This window comes from Candidatus Lernaella stagnicola (genome assembly GCA_030765525.1).
Classification (GTDB): domain Bacteria; phylum Lernaellota; class Lernaellaia; order Lernaellales; family Lernaellaceae; genus Lernaella; species Lernaella stagnicola.
Genome location: JAVCCK010000010.1, coordinates 388915 through 405620, shown reverse-complemented (window position 1 = coordinate 405620; position 16706 = coordinate 388915). Strand labels below are relative to the sequence as shown.

Genomic DNA, 16706 nt, shown 5'->3' with positions numbered 1-16706 from the left:
GTACCTTTTCTTTTTTGTGGAGGCTACGGAAATGAAGAATATTCGCAATCTTTGGTTGCTCGTGTTGATTGCCGCGCTTGCCATGGCGTTTGTTGCGGTCGGCAGCGCTTGCGACGACGACGATGACGATGACGACACAGCGGAAGCGGACGACGACGCGACGGACGACGACACAGCCGATGACGACACAGCCGATGACGATACCGCCGGCGACGACGACGATGACGACGACGATGACGACGACGATGACAACGACGATGACACTGCCCCGATCGACTGCCCGCCAATCGACGAAAGTGAAGCGACCGCGTTCTATTGGCCGAACGAGCCGCCGATTATGGCCGGACAGGAAATGATCCTGGGTGCGACGATCCAGGGAGTCGACATCGTAAGCCCGGCCGGTATCATCGGCATCCACGGGCTGAAAATCGACCAACTCGGCTGGACGATTATGTACCCGGATAGCGTGCCGCCCGGCGACTACGACCTGAATATACCCGAAGGTCAGGGCATTAACGGCGGCAATCCGAACATGTACGTCGCCATGGTTTTCGGTGCGACAATGGCCGGCGCGTACGACTCGTTCTACGTCAGCGTCTCGGGTTGCGCGACGATCAACCAGATCGGTTGGGTGGGCGACGTGTTCGACGGCGCGTTGGAAAACGTGATTTTCCGCCCGCTGCTTAGCGAAATCACCGGCGAAATCGATTGGTCGGCCGGCGCGGACGTGGGCTTCAACGCTGTATGGACGCCGTCTGGGCCGATCATCGGCGCTAAATGATTTATCGCGAAAGAAGTTAAGAGGGCGGGCCTACGGGCCCGCTTTTCTCGTTTAAGGCACCGCCGCCGGCAGCGCATACAGGACGGACGAGCCCACTTTTCGACCCTCGCCGAGGCAGGACTCGATCAAATCCACCACGCGGTTGCGTGCCGAGGGGGCCAAGCGCTCCGGACGCAGCACCACCCACGAGAAACCCAAGCCCGCCAGTCGCGCGACGCCCTCACAAGCCGGAACCGGAGGCGGCCGACGAATGCCGTGCGAGGTGATGCCTTCCAAAAGGATTGCCTCGACGTGCGCGTAGAAGGGATTGTCGTAGACGGTCGGCGAAACACCTTCCAGGTTGTAGGGGATCGGCAAGCCGTGCACGGTTTGCTGGAAGAAAATATCGCCGTCAAACAGCCCCGTGCCGCCGTGATAGGGCGGCAAGTCCAACACCGCCCCGTCGCGCGGCGCGGTAGCCAATTCGAGCGCCACCAAATCGGGCTTCGCGGGCGACGCGGGGACCGGCCACGGTGCGGGGGAAATCAGCAGCGTCTCGATGAGGATCAACGCCGCGACAGCGCCGCCCAGCCACATTTGTCGGCGGTCGGGAACGTGCTTCATGAATCGCGCCAAGCCCACCGCTGCGGCAACGCCCAGCGCCAACTGGAAGGGCACGGCGAAACGGTCGACGGAGTGAATCGTCGCATTGAACAGGGGAAAGGCGTAGTAAAAAACGAGATACACCGGATTCGTCCAGGCCGGGAACGTGCGGGCCTGTCCCGCGAAAAACAGCGGCCCGAGAGCAAAGAGGAAAAACAGCGACGCCAACCCCGCGAAGGTCGCCGCTCCGCGTCGCCGCCATCCGGCCAGGGCAAGACCCAACGCCGCGAAACCCATGTAGGCCACGTACAGCAGCTTGTCGGTGTACATGTCGGCGCGGCGTCCGGCTGTACCGGGGGTGAAGAAATCGACCCACGCAAAGCTGGTCAGCGCCGGTTCCTCCGTCGGCTTGGGGCCGGGCCCGGGAAAAATGTTCAAGTGGCGCTGATACATGGCGTCGTCGCCGGAAACGGTTCCTTGCACTTGCAGGAAAAAAGGTGTGGCGGCGATCAGTAGAATCGCGACGAAAAACCCGACCCGCAAAAACAGCCGTCGATCTAGCCGCGCCTCGCCGAACAGGGAATCATCGCGTCCGCGCACTCTCGTAACGACGAATGAAATCGCCACGCCGAACAAAAAGAGCGCGCCGTAAATGCCGTAGCTCCAGGCCGCCAACCCTTGCAGCAACAGCAGCCCGGCGGTAAGCGCCGGATTCGCCCAGGAATCGCGGGTGATGGTGCGCAGCCCGAATAAAACAATCAGCGGCAGCGGGAACAAGAAACTCGTTTCCGCCACGCCGGACCCGACCGGAAAGGAAAGCACGTAGGGCGAGAAGCCGTAGATCATTCCCGCGACCAGCGACGCCGCCGAGTCGCCCGTCACTTCCCGCGCCAGCAAAAAAGCCGCCCACGCGGCCAGCGCCAAGTGCAATAGATAGAGCAGGTTGTATGCCGCAACCGCGTTCGCCAGCGGCCGCAGCACCACGGTTAGCAGTGCGTTGACAGTGTCGAGGCAATAAAAGCGGCCGAGGTCCGGGAAATTGGCCAGGTCCATTTCCAGCGGAATGCGGCCGTGTTCGACCACGTGGTGGTGAACCCACCATTGCCCCCAGACATGCTTGAGCGCGTCGGAATCGGGGTCGCCGATCGCGGCCGTCGAAAGCTGCGGCAAGTTCGGCGCGAATACCAGCAAACTAGCCGCCGCGAAGAAGGCCAGGCCCAGCCAAGAGAGTTGCCGCCGGTTCATGGCGTCGCCCCCTCGGCCAACGCCCCGGCCCGTGTGAGAACGTCGTGCAGCGTATGCGCCATCAGCCGATAGCCGCGCGATGTGCAATGGCCGTCGGGCTGGAACAGCAACGTGGGCGCGGTGTCGCGCAGGGCGTTTTCGAAGGTCGCCACGTTATCGACAAACGGCACGTCGCGCACCGCTGCGAACGCGCGCAGGTCGTCGTAGGCGTAGCGGTCCGGATAGCTCATCAACACCAGGGTAACGCCCAGGTTTTGACAGATGGCGTGCATCTCGGCGAGATCGCCGTAAAGGTTTTCGGCCGTGCGGGACGTTGTTTGCCGCGCCAACTTTTCCTCGGCAAAGGCGGCGAAATTCCGCCACGTGGTGGTCAACGGCGCAATGGCGTACGCCGTCGGGTCGTTGTTCAAAGCCGCATCCGGGTCGGCGGGAAGCGACAACAGTAGGCGACGTAAACGGGCGTAGTAACTCGGGTGGTCGAGGCCGGTACGAAACGCGCGCTCGAACGACTGCTTTGCCGGGATCCACAACCCCAATTCCAGCAGCGCTTCGGCCCGCAGCCAGTGCAACTCGGCCCGCCAGGGTTCGAGGGCTTCCAGGCGGTCGAGCAACACCAACGCTTCGCCGGGGTTTTGTTCTTTCAAGAGAAAGCCGGCGAGCAACTCGTAACCACCAGCGTAGTTGGGGTGTGATTCCAGGGTCTCGGTCAGCCGGGAGATTGCCTCGGCGGATCGACCGCGATCGTAAAGCACCGTGGCCATGCCTGCGGCCAGCCAAGGATCCTCCGCGAAAAACAAAGCCTTGGTGAAACCGATCACAATTTCCCGCCGGTACAGCGTCACGTAACCGGCGCCCATCAAGGCGACTTCGTCGTCGGGCCGCTCGGCCAACACACGGAAGAAGAGGGGCTCGGCCAAGCGTCCTTCGCCTTCGATGAGATACGCGATGCCTTTGGCCAAGGCGGTGTCTGCGTCGGAGCCGGTTGCCGTCAACACTTTCGCGTGGTCGTCGTCGAACCGGGTAAAGACCCGCTGCACCGCCGCGAAACGGGCGTCGGTGAGCACCGCTTGCACTTCTTTTTCCGACAGGGCCGGGATTTCGGCGGCGACCCCGGTGGCGGCATCGACGGCGCGGTTGACGTTCAGAATGTATAGAAGTTGGCCGATCTTCAGCCCACGCAATCGCTGCAAGACAGTGGCCCACAAAGAATCGTCCGGTGAGGGACGATTGGGATTCTTGAAACGGTTGTTGTAGCCAATGAGCAGCACGACGATCTGCGGCTTGGCGTCCATGAGCCGCTGCGAAAAACCGGCGAGCAGCGAAGTGGAGTCCATATAGGGATGTCCGCCGTTGGTTACCTGCCAGGTGTTTCCGAGCTCGGCGGCCAGGTGCGCGGGGTAGCTTTGGGAAGGACCGGCGCCGATCCCATAGGTGAAGCTGTCACCGAGGCACAGGATTGCGGCGTCGCTGTTTTGTCCAAACGCGGTTCGCGCGCGCTGCAGGTAAATCCAACCGGTAAGCTGCAGCGCACCCTCCACCAACGCGGCTGCCAGCAGCAGCAACACGAGAAGGTAAAGCAATCGGCGCGCAAGCGGTATCCGGCGCAAAGAACACCCTCCGGTGGAAACGGGAAAAGCCATCCGTGATAGTTCCGCGACCCGTCCCATGGATCGGCGTGAAAACCGACTCAATGTAGCAGAGCGGCATCGGAAGCGGCAAGATAACGTGCCCCGGTTGTTTTTTCTGTGGACGATCTTACCCGGAAAAACAAGCGCGTTCGAGGAACGCCAAGCACCATAGGCTGTCGATCTGATAGACCCAACTCCGCAATTTCCAAGGAAAATCACTTGACAAGGCCGTCTAGATTCTCTATGAATCACCACTCTGGATTTTGGTCGGGGGAAAAACGGCCCCAAATGTTGCGGGCCAGGAAGCATGTAAATTTGGGACGTGGAAAAGAGGTAGCGTCATGAAACGGACTTTTCAACCCAGTAATATCAAGCGGTTGCGGAAACACGGATTTCGCGCCCGCATGGCCACGCGCGGCGGCCGCAACATCTTGAAACGCCGCCGGGCCAAGGGGCGCAAACGGCTGGCAGCCACGGTTCCCAGCAAGTAAGAAGGAGCGAGAGGGCGACGCGGCGCAGATTTACCAGATGCGATCGTCTCAGAACAAAGGGCGAATTCGCAAGAGTTTCCAAGGTCGGCCGCCGGTTTAACACAAGCGGCCTGGTGATTATCGAAAGCAGATCACCACACGCCCGGCCCCGGTTGGGTATTACGGTAAGTCGCAAGGTGGGCAACGCGGTACGGCGAAATCGGCTCAAGCGATTGATTCGTGAGTATTTTCGCCTCCACAGAGAACAATTCGAGCCCCATCGCGATGTTGTGGTTATCGTTCGGCCCCGGAACAAATTCCGTCACTTGGCCGATTTGGAAACAGAGTTCGCCGCATACTTCGATCGTGCCCGTCGACCTCGCGCATAACCCGATGGCGAAGCAGCAACCCGATCCGGGACTGGCCGTCTGGGCCAGCAGCGCGTTGATACGCTTTTACAAAAAAGCGATCAGCCCATGGCTCGGTAATGCTTGCCGCTTTCGCCCCACGTGTTCGCAGTACACCCTCGAGGCGCTGCAGACACATGGTTTCTTTCGCGGTTGGTGGCTTGGCATCCGACGGATTCTGCGCTGCCATCCCTTCCACCCGGGCGGCTACGACCCCGTACCCCCGGCCCGCAGGAAGGAAAATTAATGGACCGCAATTTCGTTATCGCCATGGTCTTGATGATCTTGGTGCTCGTGGTTTGGCAGGGCTTTTTCACGCCCGATCCGCCGCCGCCGGCGGAGGACATGACGCCAGCCGGAGACGCGCCCACCGCGTCGCCGACTCCGGCCTCCTCACCGGCCACCGCGGATACCGCCGAGCCCATGCAGACCCCGCCACCACTTGGCACGCCGACCCCGCTTCCCACGCCAACGCCCGCGGTCGAAACCGGCACCGACTCGAATGCCGCGCCGGCGGCTCCGCAGGCCGTCGGGCTTTTTGAGAAGAATTTTTCAGGGGATTTGGTCAGCGGCAGCGTAACCAACGCCGAGAGCGGCAGCGTCCGGCGCTGGAATCTGCTCAAGTATTTTCAAACCACCGAAGACGCCGACAAACCGGAGCCGGAACGCCTGCGGGTCAACCTCGCGCCCTACGCGCGGCCCGTGGTGAAAAAGAAGGTTGCTCCCCAGGATTACGCCGATCAGGACCAACTGGTCTGCGCGCTGCACCAGATGCAGGGGCTCAGCGGCAAAGAGCCGTGGCAGGAAATCGACCAGGACTCCTCGTCAGTCACGTTGAGCCGCCAAGCCGGCGCGCTCACGGTGACGAAAACGATTCGCTTCCGGCCACGGGGCAATACGCCGCAGGAGCTGCCCTACAATATCGACGTGGAAATGGAGATAGCCAACGCGGCGGGGCAAACCGCCGTCGTCCAGCCTTTCTGCGCGGTGTACGACCAGATCATCGAAGACAACTCGTCGTTTTTCTATCGCGACTACAACCAGCCGCTACAGATCAATTACGTCGACGGCAGCCTGGAAGCAAAGCATATCGCCAAGGTGGAGCCCGACGACGTACCGCCGGGCGCGACGTACTGGACCGGCTTTGCCGACAACTACTTTGCGGCCTTGGTCGGTCCGGACCAGGAAAGCTTCCCGGTGCAGAATGCGCGCGCGCAGATCAAGGTGTTGCCGGGCAACGTGATGGAGGCGCGTCTGCTCGCCGAACCGCTGAACATCCCGGCGGGCAGCAGCAAGAAGGTGGTTTTCAAGGCGTATCTCGGTCCCAAGAAGCGAGAATTTATTTCCGCCGGCAACAACGGACCGAAATTCCACTTTGATAAATCCATCGATTTTGGATGGTTCGACGTCATCGCCCGTTATCTGATGTACGCGCTGATCTTCTTCGCCGGGCTAACCCACAACTACGGCGTGGCGATCATCCTGGTGACGGTAATCATCAAGGTGTTCATGTTCCCCTTGCAGCACAAGAGTTTCAAATCGATGCGGCAGATGGCCAAGCTGCAGCCGGAGATTGCGAAGCTCAAAGAGAAATTCAAAGACGAAAAGGAAAAGCTCAATCAGGAAATGATGGCGCTTTACCGCGTCCACAAAGTAAACCCCGCCGGCGGCTGCTTGCCCATGTTACTGCAGTTGCCGATCTTCATTGCCTTTTACCGGGCACTGGGGTTTGCCATTGAGTTACGGCATACACCATTCATGTTTTGGCTACAGGACCTGTCGGCGCAAGATCCGTACTTCATTACGCCCTTGCTGATGGGCGTGTCGATGTTCCTGTCCCAACGCATGACGCCATCGACCGCCGACCCCGCGCAACAACGCATCATGATGATGATGCCTGTCATCTTCACGTTCCTCTTCTTGAGTTTCCCCGCGGGTTTGGTGCTCTACTGGCTGACCAACAACATTCTTTCGATCCTGCAGCAGGTGGTCACCAACAAGTATTTCGGCGATGACCCGGCACCTGCCCAGACGACCGCCGGAGGGAAATAGAATCATGACTGAAGCACACGAAAGCAAACAAGAATTCACCGGCAAGACCGTTGAAGATTGCATGGCCGCGGCCGCCGCGGAACTGGGCGTCGGAACCGAACAGTTGGACGTCGAAATAATCGATGAGCCCGGTTCATTCAAAGCGCTTTTCGGCAAAAAGGCCCGCATTCGGGCGCGGGTCAAAGGCCCGTCGATGGCCGATAAGATCGCTAACGAACTGCGTTTCGACTCCGACGTCCCGCGTGACGAGCCGCGCGTTCTTTCGCCGCGCAAACCTCTCACGCCCGCGAAGCTGCCCGTCGACGGTTTCAACCCTGCCGACGCGCTCCTGCGCATTGCCCAAACCATCGTTCCCGAGGCAACCGTTCTCGCAACCGAAAACGACGATGAACTCAACCTCGACATTCGTAGCGACGGCAGCGGCATCTTTATCGGTCGCAAAGGCGCGACGCTGGAGGCGATCCAGTTCCTGATGACCCGCATGACCCAGAAGCAGATGTGGGCCGGCAAGCGGATCATCGTCGACTCTGAAGGGTACCGCGAACGGCGTGTGGACGGGCTGCGCGAGAAGGTGCACCGCTTGGCCAAGCGCGTGCTTGACGAGCGTCGCCCGCTGCGTACAGAACTGCTCGACGCGGCCATGCGCAAAATCGTCCATTCGGAAATCACTCAGTTTTCCGAACTTCGCACCCGCTCCATCGGTAACGGCGAGGTGAAACGAGTGCAGATCCACCTGGCCGACGATGACCGCAGTCGCGACCGCCGGCCGCAGCGCGGGCGGCGCTAAGCACGACAACACCGGTGGTCGTGTTAGCACCAACGTTCCGTGGAGCAACGCAACGTGAAAAAGGCTCTGCCCATCGCCGCGCTTGTCATTGCAATGGGCTTGGCGGCGATTCACTTCATGAGTGGTCGGAACGAAACCCCCGCCCCGTTCCCGCGATCGAGCGGCTGGCCCTGGCAGTCTATCGGCTGTGACGATCCCCGTTGCTTGAACCTTTCGGCCGACTACGAACGCCTGGCCGCGAAACTCGCGCGAAGGCCCCAGGTAATTGAGGAAGGCCGGAAACTCGGCGTGACGCTGCGTCGCCTACTGCCGCCATTGCCTGTTGAGGCCGACTCGGCGGCACGGCTGGAGAAACGCGAGCGGGGCGCCTTCGGCAGTTGCCGGGCGACGGATATTTTGCTTCGCGATCCCGTTCTGGGAGACCTTCCGGCGTTGTTGGTGACACCCGCGCGCGCAGCGCCCGGCGCACCGGCGGTGCTCGCTTTCCATGGCCACGGGCAGTCGCCGGAGGTGTTTGTAACGCGCTCCGGGTTGGCGGAACTGTGCGAGCGGGGCTACTTCGTGTTGGCCCCCACACTGCGGGCGGCCGGAGGTAGGCCGCATGAAGACCGTGCCGCGCGAGCCCTGCTCGCGGCCGGATCTTCGAAGCTGGAGGCCCATGTTCTCGAGGCGCGCCTCTGGCTGCGCTATCTTCAAGAGCGTGAACGAGTCGGACGATGCGGCTTTGTCGGCCACAGCCTTGGCGGCTGTGTGGGCACTCTTTTGGCTTGGCTGGACGTGGGTTTTACGGCGGTCGTGTCGGATTATCATAGCGTTTTTGAGGGACAGGCCTCCGATGGGGTGTCGTACTTATCGGAACGCGATCCACGTTTGGCGCCGCTGGCGAGTTACCTCAACGAACTGCATAACGCACCGGTCTCCGCATTGCATACCTCGTATGGCCTGACTCAGCGCGACGAAATTCGCGCGTTTTTGGATCGCCACCTCGTGGAATGAGCGTCAATCGAGATTACAGAAAATCGAGATCTGCGCCTTCGTTGGCCTGCAGGACGTGCTGCATGTGCAGGCGGCGGTAGCCGCGCGCGGGCAGCGCCGGTGGCTGCCAGGCGGCGCGGCGACGGGCCTGTTCGTCCGCTGAAATCAGCAGGTTGATTTCCCGCTTATCGATGTCCAGTTCGATTTCGTCACCAGTCTCGACCAGCGCCAACGGGCCGCCTGCGGCGGCTTCGGGTGCGCAGTGCAGCACGATCGTGCCGTAGGCCGTACCGCTCATGCGCGCGTCGGATACCCGTACCATGTCTTTGACACCCTTTTCGGCCAGGTAGCGCGGGATGGGAAGGGCGCCCGCTTCGGGCATGCCTGAAGCGATGGGACCGGCGTTGCGCATGACCAGCACGTGCTGCGGCGTAATGGCCAACGCCGGGTCGTCGATGCGTGCGGCCACATCCTCGGGCGATTCAAACACCACTGCAGGTCCCCGGTGATGAAGCAATTCGGGTGTCGCCGCGGCCCGCTTGATAATCGCCCCGTCCGGCGCAAGCGAACCGGCCAGCGCCGTCAGCGAACCGACGGGGCCGAGGGGTTCGTCCAGCGTGCGGATCGTCGTTTGCCAATCGCCGGGTTTGTCGACATCACTCAGCAGTTCGCCCAACAGTTTGCCGGTGCAGCCGACGGTTTCGAGGTTAAGCAACGGCTCGAGTTCCTTCATGAGCACGGGCACGCCGCCCGCGTAATACAGGTCTTCCAGATAGCCGACGCCGGCGGGCTTGCAGTCCGCCAGCAAGGGCACCCGTTCCGCCGCGTGCTGCAGGTCGTCGAGGGTTAAGGTCACGCCGGCGCGACGCGCCACGGCCGTTAGATGAATGATGGCGTTGGTCGAGCCGCCCAGGGCCACCAACACTACGAGAGCGTTTTTGAAGGCGCGGCGTTTGAGAATATCGCGGGGGTTGAGATCGCACTCGACCATCTGGACGATTTGGCGGCCCGACGCGGTGGCCAGCCGCAGGCGCTCGCCGGTGGGCAGGGGAGCGCACGCGCCGCCAGGCAGCATCATGCCCAAAGCTTCGGTGACGCAGGCCATCGTCGAGGCCGTGCCCATGACCATGCAGGTGCCGCCGGTGGGGCAGAGGTTTTTTTCGATCTCGGCGATTTCCGCGTCCGTGATTTCGCCCGCGCGATACTTGGCCCAATAACGTCGGCAATCCGTGCAGGCGCCGAGGCGTTCGCCGCGCCAGCGCCCCGTGAACATGGGGCCCGTGATGACCGAAATCGCCGGCACGTCGGCCGAGGCGGCGGCCATGAGTTGGGCGGGCACGGTCTTGTCGCAGCCGCCCAGCAGCACGACGCCGTCCATGGGCTGGGCGCGGATCATTTCTTCGGTGTCCATCGCCATCAGGTTGCGGAAAAGCATCGTAGTCGGCGAGACGAAAATCTCGTGCAGGCTGATCGTCGGGAACGCGAAAGGCAAACCGCCCGCCTCGAGCACGCCGCGCTTGACCGCCGCGACGAGTTCGGGCATCTGCCGGTGGCACGTCACATAGTCCGATGACGTATCGACAATGCCGATGATGGGGCGGTCGATGTCCTCGGCGTCGCAGCCCATCGAGGCCAGAAACGCGCGGCGCATGTAACGGGAAAAGCCCGTGTCGCCGTACGATGCCAAGTTGCGAAAAATACCGCGGGAATTGTTATCGCTCATGTAAAACCCTTTGCCGGCGCGCCACGCATGGGGCGCCGGGTTACAGCCCGATTTTGTGACGCATCGCCTGGACCTCGTCGACCCAGTTGCCCACGTTCCACCGACCCCACGCGCCCAAGCCGCCTCGTTCGTCCGCGCCGTAATACACCGGCAGGTGCACGACCGACAGGCCGGGGTAGTTGAAAGCCTGTGCCAGCGCGGTGCGCAGTTCGTCGGGGTTATAACCGCCGAACACGGCGTTGACGCCCGCCACGGACTTTGCCATGGCGACGTAATCGACCGCCACGCTATCGCCGGTCGCGTAGGTTGCGCCGTATTGAGCGCTTTGCAGGGCCGAGATGGCGGCCATGCGGCGGTTGTCCAGGATCAGCAGGCAGCCGCGCGCGCCGTGTTCGACCGCATCGATCAGCACCTGCGGATTCATCATGAACGAGCCGTCGCCGGTAAAAGCGAGGGCATAGGGCATGCGGTCCGAAAGAGCGGTGGCCATCACGGCGCTGACGGCCCAGCCCATGTAGCTGGCGCCGGTGTCCGTGTAAGTCTGGCCGGGGTGTTCGTCTTCGACGATCTGGAAACCGTTGGCCTGCACGTCGCCGGCGTCAAAAAGGGCGACCGCCCCGTATTCGCGTGCCGCGTCGCTCGCAATCTTGATCGCCGCAGGTTGCGTCAACACGTCTCGTCCCCACATGTCGTCGGGAAGGGTGGGGTGATCGTACCGCTCTTGTTTGTAGGTTTCCCATTCGCGCCGGCGCGCGGTGCAGGCGTTGAGCCAGACGGACTCCGCCGCGGGGCGGGCGCCGCGTTCGCGCAGAATCTCGCACAAACGAGCCAACGTTGCGGCGGCGTCGCCGACCAAGGGAATCGTATTGTTGTAGTGCAGCGCGTGCCGCGGATCGTTGTTGATGGCGATGACCTGCTGCGCTTTGCCGTACGCGGTGCGGGAGGAGTCCGACTGGCACACCGCGCGAGTGCCCACGGCGATCACCAGGTCAGCTTCTTCCATCGCGTAATTGCCGCAGATCGTGCCTTTCGAGCCGCCGACCAGCATGTTGCGCGGGTGCCGGTAGGGCAGCGCCCCGACAGCCACCGGCGTGTGTACGAGAACGGCGTCGGCCAAATCGACGAAATCGGAAAGTTCCTTGACGGCCCGGCGTCCACCGCCGCCGACTTTGACGACAATGCGCTTGGCGTTTTCGATGGCTTCGGTCGCGTTCTCGTAGGCGGTTTCACCGACGGCGGGTCCCATACGCGGCGGCGAACCGACCGCCAGCTCCCGCAGATTGAATTGCGGCAACTCGGCCGGCTGCGTGTTGAGCGGCATCAGTAGAAAAAAGGGCCGCGCGAAGTACGGGTCGCCCACCGCGCATAAGCCGCGCTGCATGGCCACGCCGATGGCCTCGGGCGTGTGAAGCGAATAAGCCTCGCCCATCGTGGCGCACATGCGCAGAAACAGCCCCTGCTCTTGCTTGGGGATCTGCTGCATGTTCGGGCCTTCATCGTGGGACGTTTCGTCGCCGAACAGATACCAAACCCCCACACCGTTGCTGGCGGCGGCGAGGCTGCCGGCGAGAGCGTGCATGGCGCCGGGGCCGATGGACGTGACGACCGCCGCCTTCTCGTCCGTAATCCAGCGCAGGGCCATGGCGGCGTGGCTGGCCTCGACTTCATTGCGCACGGCATAGGTTTTGACCACGCCGGCTTCTTCGTAAATACGCAACACGTCGGCTAGTTCAGTCGAGCCGTGGCCGAATACGCCTACGAAACGACGTACGTTCTGGCGCAGCAATCCTAAAACGATCAGCTCGGAAAGTGTGGAGTCGATCTGTTGCGGCAGCGCTCCCGTGGCCAGGGCGGTTTCCAAGCCGCCGGCTTTGGCGATGGCAGCAGCGTGTTGCCGCCGGCCTTCGACCAACGCTTCTGGGTCCATGGTTCCTCCGTTGCGATGCGAAAGGGATGCGGATGATGCGACCGGAGTATAGCCGGATTGAGTCGACAAATCACCCCGCGGGTTTGCCTTGTTGTGGCTTTCCGCCTATGTTTCGGCTATGTGGCGATGGCTTATCGGATGTTTGATGTTGGTGCTGCTGGCGGTCGCGTGCCGGCCCGGCGGTACCGCGCCCGAGGTGTCTCGTGACGACAAAAGCCGCACGTTGTGCCCGCCGCATTTCGCCTATCATCCGGGCGGGACCTTTACCATCGTGCGGGAGGGGGCGCGTTGGGGAGCGGCGCGCGAAAAGCGTTATCAGATCGCCCTGGAGCCCTTTTGCCTCGCCCAATACGAAGCGTCGCAACCGGGCGCGACGGCCATAGAGTTTGGCCGTTACAGCTTCGGTCAAGACGTGCCGCCCGCACAGGTGAAGCGAGGCGTTAAGCCGTGGATCGTCGTGTCCTGGGTCGAGGCGATGATGGCCGTGACGCAGCAGGGCTGGCGCTTGCCGGCGTACGAGGAATTGCAGGCGGCGGCCTCAAGCGGTGACCCGGAGCGCTTGTGGGTGCACGGCCCCAAGTGGGATTGCAGAAAAGCGGAGTTATCGTGGTTTGAAACCTGCCGCGGCGTGCGCATGCCCCAAGAGGGCGCGGGCGTGACCGGCGGACCCTCCGGAAGAAGCAACTACGGCTTGCCCTGGTACGATTTTCTCGGCGGGGTGGCGGAAATGACCAGTACGCCGTGGAATCGCAAATGCTACGGACTAACCCGTTTCTCGCTATTCGGTCACGCGTTCCTAGCCGGCCGCGGCCCGGCCTGGGAAACGACCCAAGAGCCGAACCCCGATAAGCCCGGCTGTTGGTTGTTCTCGGGTTTCGCCGGGACGATTCGCGGCGAGCACGAACACGACTATCTCAATCGCACCTATCGCGACGACGGCTTCCGTCCGGCGGTAGCTCCGTCACCGCACTGGGCGACCTTCGAGGCACGAACGCAAGCTGCGCCGGTGAAGTTTCCGCTCGCGGGTTGGTACTTCGATCCGGAAACGGGCAAGAAAGTGGCGTACGAAATACCCCGCCCGGAGTCGGTTACCGGCAACCGGCCGCCCGAATCCTAGAGCGTTGACATTGCGGCGCGGCACCCGCGGGCTATAATGGCGTGTTGAAAGAACGACCCACTGCGCAAGGAGTGAGGATATGCGTCGGTTGAAATGGATCATCGCCCTGGCGGCGATTTTGGCCCTGGCGACTACGGCGGTCGCCCAGGATATCACCGTGGAAGAAATTCAGACGGCTATCGAAGCTAAGGGCGGCCAATGGTCGGCGGCGTACACCGACGCGTGGGAGAAGCACCACGATTACGGCTGGTATCCGGCCAACCTGACCCTGCCCGAGCTGACCGGTAACGAGCGCTACTTTCGGCCGCTGGGTCTGGATGATTACCCGGCGCATTTGGACTGGCGCGACTTCGAAGGCGAAAACTGGGTGACGCGGGTCAAAAACCAAATGTCGTGTGGGTCATGTTGGTCCTTCGCCACCATCGGACCGATCGAGGCGCACATCCAGATTCAGGAAGACTGGCCGGAGATGGGAGTCAACCTGTCCGAGCAGCATTTGATTAGTTGCTGCACCGGCGTCGGCTGCCACGGCTGCAACGGCGGCTTCACGACGACCTCATACGACTTTGCCGAAACCATCGGCTTGGTCGACGAAGATTGTTTCGCCTACAAAGCTAACGATACGGTGCCCTGCGACGACAAGTGCTCCGACTGGAACGATCGCGTGTACAAAATCGACAACTGGGCAATTATCGGCGAAGGCGCGCTCGACGCCGTGCTGCCGGATCCGGAAGACGTGATCGAAGGGTTGATGTTCGGACCGCTGGGTACGAGCTTGGCAATCTATCAGGATTTCTATTCCTACGAGAGCGGCATTTACGACCACATGCTGGGCATCCCCACAGGCTTCCACGCGGTAACGATCGTCGGCTACGACGTCGAGGAGGGGTACTGGATCTGCAAGAACTCCTGGGGGTCAAGCTTCGGTGAGGACGGGTATTTCCGCATCAAATGGGGTGCCGCGTTTGTGGGCGCCTTTACGATTTTGCCCGAATACACGGCGCAGGGCCTCAAGCCACCCGAAAGTGACGACGACGAAGCTGACGACGACACCGGCGACGACGACACCGGCGACGATGACGACGACGATGACGACAACGACACCGCGGGCGCCGCGCCCGACCAGGGTGACGACGACGACGACAACGACAGCGGCGGCTGCAGCTAAGACCGGGCCAAAATATTCTTCCTGTGAAAAGCCCGTCGCGGCAGAGCCGCTTGGCATGCCTTCTCTTTTTCGATCTACACATCTGTGGCAAAGTGAGTCGCGGCAATGAACCTGCCGGAGGACTGTGACATGAAATGGGCCTGGTTGCTGATCGTGTTGTCTTTCATCGTACCGCTGGCGGCTTGTAGCGGCGGCGGCGACGATGCTAACGGCGATGCCGGCAGCGATGATGATGACGACGACGATGATGACGACAACGATGATGACGACAACGATGATGACGACAACGACAACAACGATGACGACGACGACAATAACAATGACGACAATGACAATGACGACAATGACAATAACGATGACGACAACGACACCGTGACACCCACGCCGATCCCGCAGGTGACCGACGAACTGGAACGCGAGGTCATCATTCACGGCACGAACTACATGGGGCTGGAGTTCGGCTGGTACAATCAGACGCCCGAGGATTTTGAGCAAATTGCCGCGTGGGGTTTTACCCATGTGCGGCTGCCCATTAGTTGGCGTTTCATGGAGCCCGAAGAGGGCGTGTGGGACCCGAGCTATTTGACCGAGAAGGTCGAGCCGGTTCTGGATATGATCCACGCGGCCGGGCTCAAGGCTGTTCCCGACATGCACCAATGGCAGTGGTGCCGGCGATTTGGCGGCAACGGCGCGCCGGATTGGGCGTGCCCGGACGAAATGTATCCGGAAGGCTACGTGGGGATGCTGATTTTCGCCGCCGATTTTTGGGATCGCGGGCTGGACCGCCACTGGCGCGACGCGTGGGAGTTGACCTGGGATTATCTGGCCGATCATCCGGCCGTTTGGGGCTGGGATTTGTTCAACGAACCGTGGGCCGGGGTGCGCGGCCTTTTGCCGTCTTTCGAGCGGCATACGCTGGCCGACTTTTACCAAGAGCTTTACGACCTACTGCGCACGTACGACGAGGAAGCGTGGGTGTTTCTCGAACCCAATATTTTCGCCGCGCTTCTTCCCTCCTATTTGCCGCCGATAACGGGCGAGCGGCTGATTTTCTCGCCGCATTTGTACACGGGCCTGACCAGCTTGGACGGCATTGGGTATTGGTTTCCGGAGTCGTATTTCGATTTCGATATGCGCAAGGCCGACGGCGACCGCGCGCGCACCGGGTATCCGCTGGTCACCGGCGAATTCGGTGTGACCAAGGGCGCGCCGGACAATATCCGTTGGCTGCGCGACGCGGTGGGCTATCACGACGAATATATGTTCGGGGAGATTGTCTGGTGCTATTGGAAAAGCGACGGCGGGTGGTCGTTGCTCAACGCCGACGGCAGTGAGTACACGCCATACACCGACCTGCTGCTTCGCCCTTACCCGCGCGCGGTGCCGGGGCACATCGAGGCTTTTGGTTTTGACTTCGACACCGGCGTGTTCGAGTTGACGTACCGGGAAAGCGACACGACGAGCGACGAGTTGTTGGTGTTCGTTCCCGAGCGGCATTTCCCGGACGGATTTACCGTGACTAGCTCCGACCCTCTCGGCACGTGGACTCAGTCCTATGATCCGCAAACCCAGGTGCTGACCATCGTGCACGACCCGGACATGGCGACGCATACCATCACCGTCACACCATGATTAATTACCTTTCGTAACAACAACAGAAACGTATAACGCATGGTGCCTGACCCCAGGGGGTGGTGTTAAGGGACTACGAAATGTAATTCGAAAAGAAAACAAACCCACGGATCAAGCCGATATTGGCCGGTTATTGTTACTTTATGTAAGAAAGACGAAATTAAACGCGAATCGCGATTTGGTGCCTGGCCCCAATTTCGGAAGGGCGAGAT

General features: G+C 61.5%; 13 protein-coding genes and 1 pseudogene. 10 read left to right on the top strand and 4 right to left on the bottom strand.

Features of this window, described 5'->3' with window-relative positions; translation table 11 throughout:
• Positions 1–31: 31 nt before the first annotated feature.
• Positions 32–781, top strand: a complete 750-nt coding sequence (locus tag P9L99_06085; protein MDP8222910.1) for a hypothetical protein — start codon at positions 32–34, stop codon at positions 779–781.
• A gap of 51 nt (positions 782–832) precedes the next feature.
• On the opposite strand, the gene P9L99_06080 is transcribed toward P9L99_06085, so the two are convergent.
• Both P9L99_06080 and P9L99_06075 read right to left on the bottom strand, forming a co-directional pair.
• Positions 833–2608, bottom strand: coding sequence for a hypothetical protein (locus P9L99_06080; GenBank protein MDP8222909.1), 1776 nt, complete (start codon positions 2606–2608; stop codon positions 833–835).
• Positions 2605–4215, bottom strand: coding sequence for a GDSL-type esterase/lipase family protein (locus P9L99_06075; protein ID MDP8222908.1), 1611 nt, complete (start codon positions 4213–4215; stop codon positions 2605–2607). The genes P9L99_06080 and P9L99_06075 overlap by 4 nt, the downstream gene beginning before the upstream one ends.
• Positions 4216–4577: 362 nt before the next feature.
• Between P9L99_06075 and rpmH the strand changes: the two genes are divergently transcribed.
• The 6 genes and pseudogenes from rpmH to P9L99_06045 all read left to right on the top strand — a co-directional run bounded on the left by rpmH (position 4578) and on the right by P9L99_06045 (position 8948).
• Entirely contained in the window at positions 4578–4727 is a 150-nt protein-coding gene (rpmH, locus tag P9L99_06070; GenBank protein MDP8222907.1) for a 50S ribosomal protein L34, read from the top strand.
• Positions 4728–4816: 89 nt separating this feature from the next.
• Positions 4817–5095 (top strand): annotated as a pseudogene (gene rnpA, locus P9L99_06065) (ribonuclease P protein component).
• 4 nt (positions 5096–5099) lie between these two features.
• A complete protein-coding gene (gene yidD / locus P9L99_06060; GenBank protein ID MDP8222906.1) occupies positions 5100–5360 on the top strand; it encodes a membrane protein insertion efficiency factor YidD in 261 nt (86 codons plus the stop codon).
• Entirely contained in the window at positions 5360–7165 is a 1806-nt protein-coding gene (gene yidC, locus P9L99_06055) for a membrane protein insertase YidC (protein ID MDP8222905.1), read from the top strand. Before yidD ends, yidC begins: the two co-directional genes overlap by 1 nt.
• Positions 7166–7169: 4 nt before the next feature.
• Positions 7170–7952, top strand: coding sequence for a Jag N-terminal domain-containing protein (locus P9L99_06050; protein ID MDP8222904.1), 783 nt, complete (start codon positions 7170–7172; stop codon positions 7950–7952).
• 54 nt (positions 7953–8006) lie between these two features.
• Positions 8007–8948, top strand: a complete 942-nt coding sequence (locus P9L99_06045; protein MDP8222903.1) for an alpha/beta fold hydrolase — start codon at positions 8007–8009, stop codon at positions 8946–8948.
• Between the two features lie 13 nt (positions 8949–8961).
• On the opposite strand, the gene P9L99_06040 is transcribed toward P9L99_06045, so the two are convergent.
• Positions 8962–10650 (bottom strand): dihydroxy-acid dehydratase, encoded by a 1689-nt coding sequence (locus P9L99_06040; protein MDP8222902.1) that lies wholly within the window; start codon positions 10648–10650, stop codon positions 8962–8964.
• A 40-nt stretch (positions 10651–10690) separates the two neighbouring features.
• On the bottom strand, positions 10691–12577 hold the full coding sequence (locus tag P9L99_06035) for a thiamine pyrophosphate-dependent enzyme (protein ID MDP8222901.1): 1887 nt from the start codon (positions 12575–12577) through the stop codon (positions 10691–10693).
• 145 nt (positions 12578–12722) lie between these two features.
• Between P9L99_06035 and P9L99_06030 the strand changes: the two genes are divergently transcribed.
• From P9L99_06030 to P9L99_06020, 3 genes are all read left to right on the top strand, one after another.
• Positions 12723–13694, top strand: coding sequence for an SUMF1/EgtB/PvdO family nonheme iron enzyme (locus P9L99_06030; GenBank protein ID MDP8222900.1), 972 nt, complete (start codon positions 12723–12725; stop codon positions 13692–13694).
• 79 nt (positions 13695–13773) lie between these two features.
• Positions 13774–14862, top strand: coding sequence for a C1 family peptidase (locus tag P9L99_06025; protein MDP8222899.1), 1089 nt, complete (start codon positions 13774–13776; stop codon positions 14860–14862).
• A gap of 129 nt (positions 14863–14991) precedes the next feature.
• Positions 14992–16494 (top strand): cellulase family glycosylhydrolase, encoded by a 1503-nt coding sequence (locus tag P9L99_06020; GenBank protein ID MDP8222898.1) that lies wholly within the window; start codon positions 14992–14994, stop codon positions 16492–16494.
• Positions 16495–16706 lie beyond the last annotated feature (212 nt).

Bases quoted from the DNA above. Each gene is read 5' to 3' on its own strand.
- P9L99_06085 (MDP8222910.1), top strand. From the start codon at position 32: ATGAAGAATATTCGCAATCTTTGGTTGCTCGTGTTGATTGCCGCGCTT.
- P9L99_06080 (MDP8222909.1), bottom strand. From the start codon at position 2,608: ATGAACCGGCGGCAACTCTCTTGGCTGGGCCTGGCCTTCTTCGCGGCG.
- rpmH (MDP8222907.1), top strand. From the start codon at position 4,578: ATGAAACGGACTTTTCAACCCAGTAATATCAAGCGGTTGCGGAAACAC.
- yidD (MDP8222906.1), top strand. From the start codon at position 5,100: ATGGCGAAGCAGCAACCCGATCCGGGACTGGCCGTCTGGGCCAGCAGC.
- yidC (MDP8222905.1), top strand. From the start codon at position 5,360: ATGGACCGCAATTTCGTTATCGCCATGGTCTTGATGATCTTGGTGCTC.
- P9L99_06050 (MDP8222904.1), top strand. From the start codon at position 7,170: ATGACTGAAGCACACGAAAGCAAACAAGAATTCACCGGCAAGACCGTT.
- P9L99_06040 (MDP8222902.1), bottom strand. From the start codon at position 10,650: ATGAGCGATAACAATTCCCGCGGTATTTTTCGCAACTTGGCATCGTAC.
- P9L99_06035 (MDP8222901.1), bottom strand. From the start codon at position 12,577: ATGGACCCAGAAGCGTTGGTCGAAGGCCGGCGGCAACACGCTGCTGCC.
- P9L99_06030 (MDP8222900.1), top strand. From the start codon at position 12,723: ATGTTGGTGCTGCTGGCGGTCGCGTGCCGGCCCGGCGGTACCGCGCCC.
- P9L99_06025 (MDP8222899.1), top strand. From the start codon at position 13,774: ATGCGTCGGTTGAAATGGATCATCGCCCTGGCGGCGATTTTGGCCCTG.
- P9L99_06020 (MDP8222898.1), top strand. From the start codon at position 14,992: ATGAAATGGGCCTGGTTGCTGATCGTGTTGTCTTTCATCGTACCGCTG.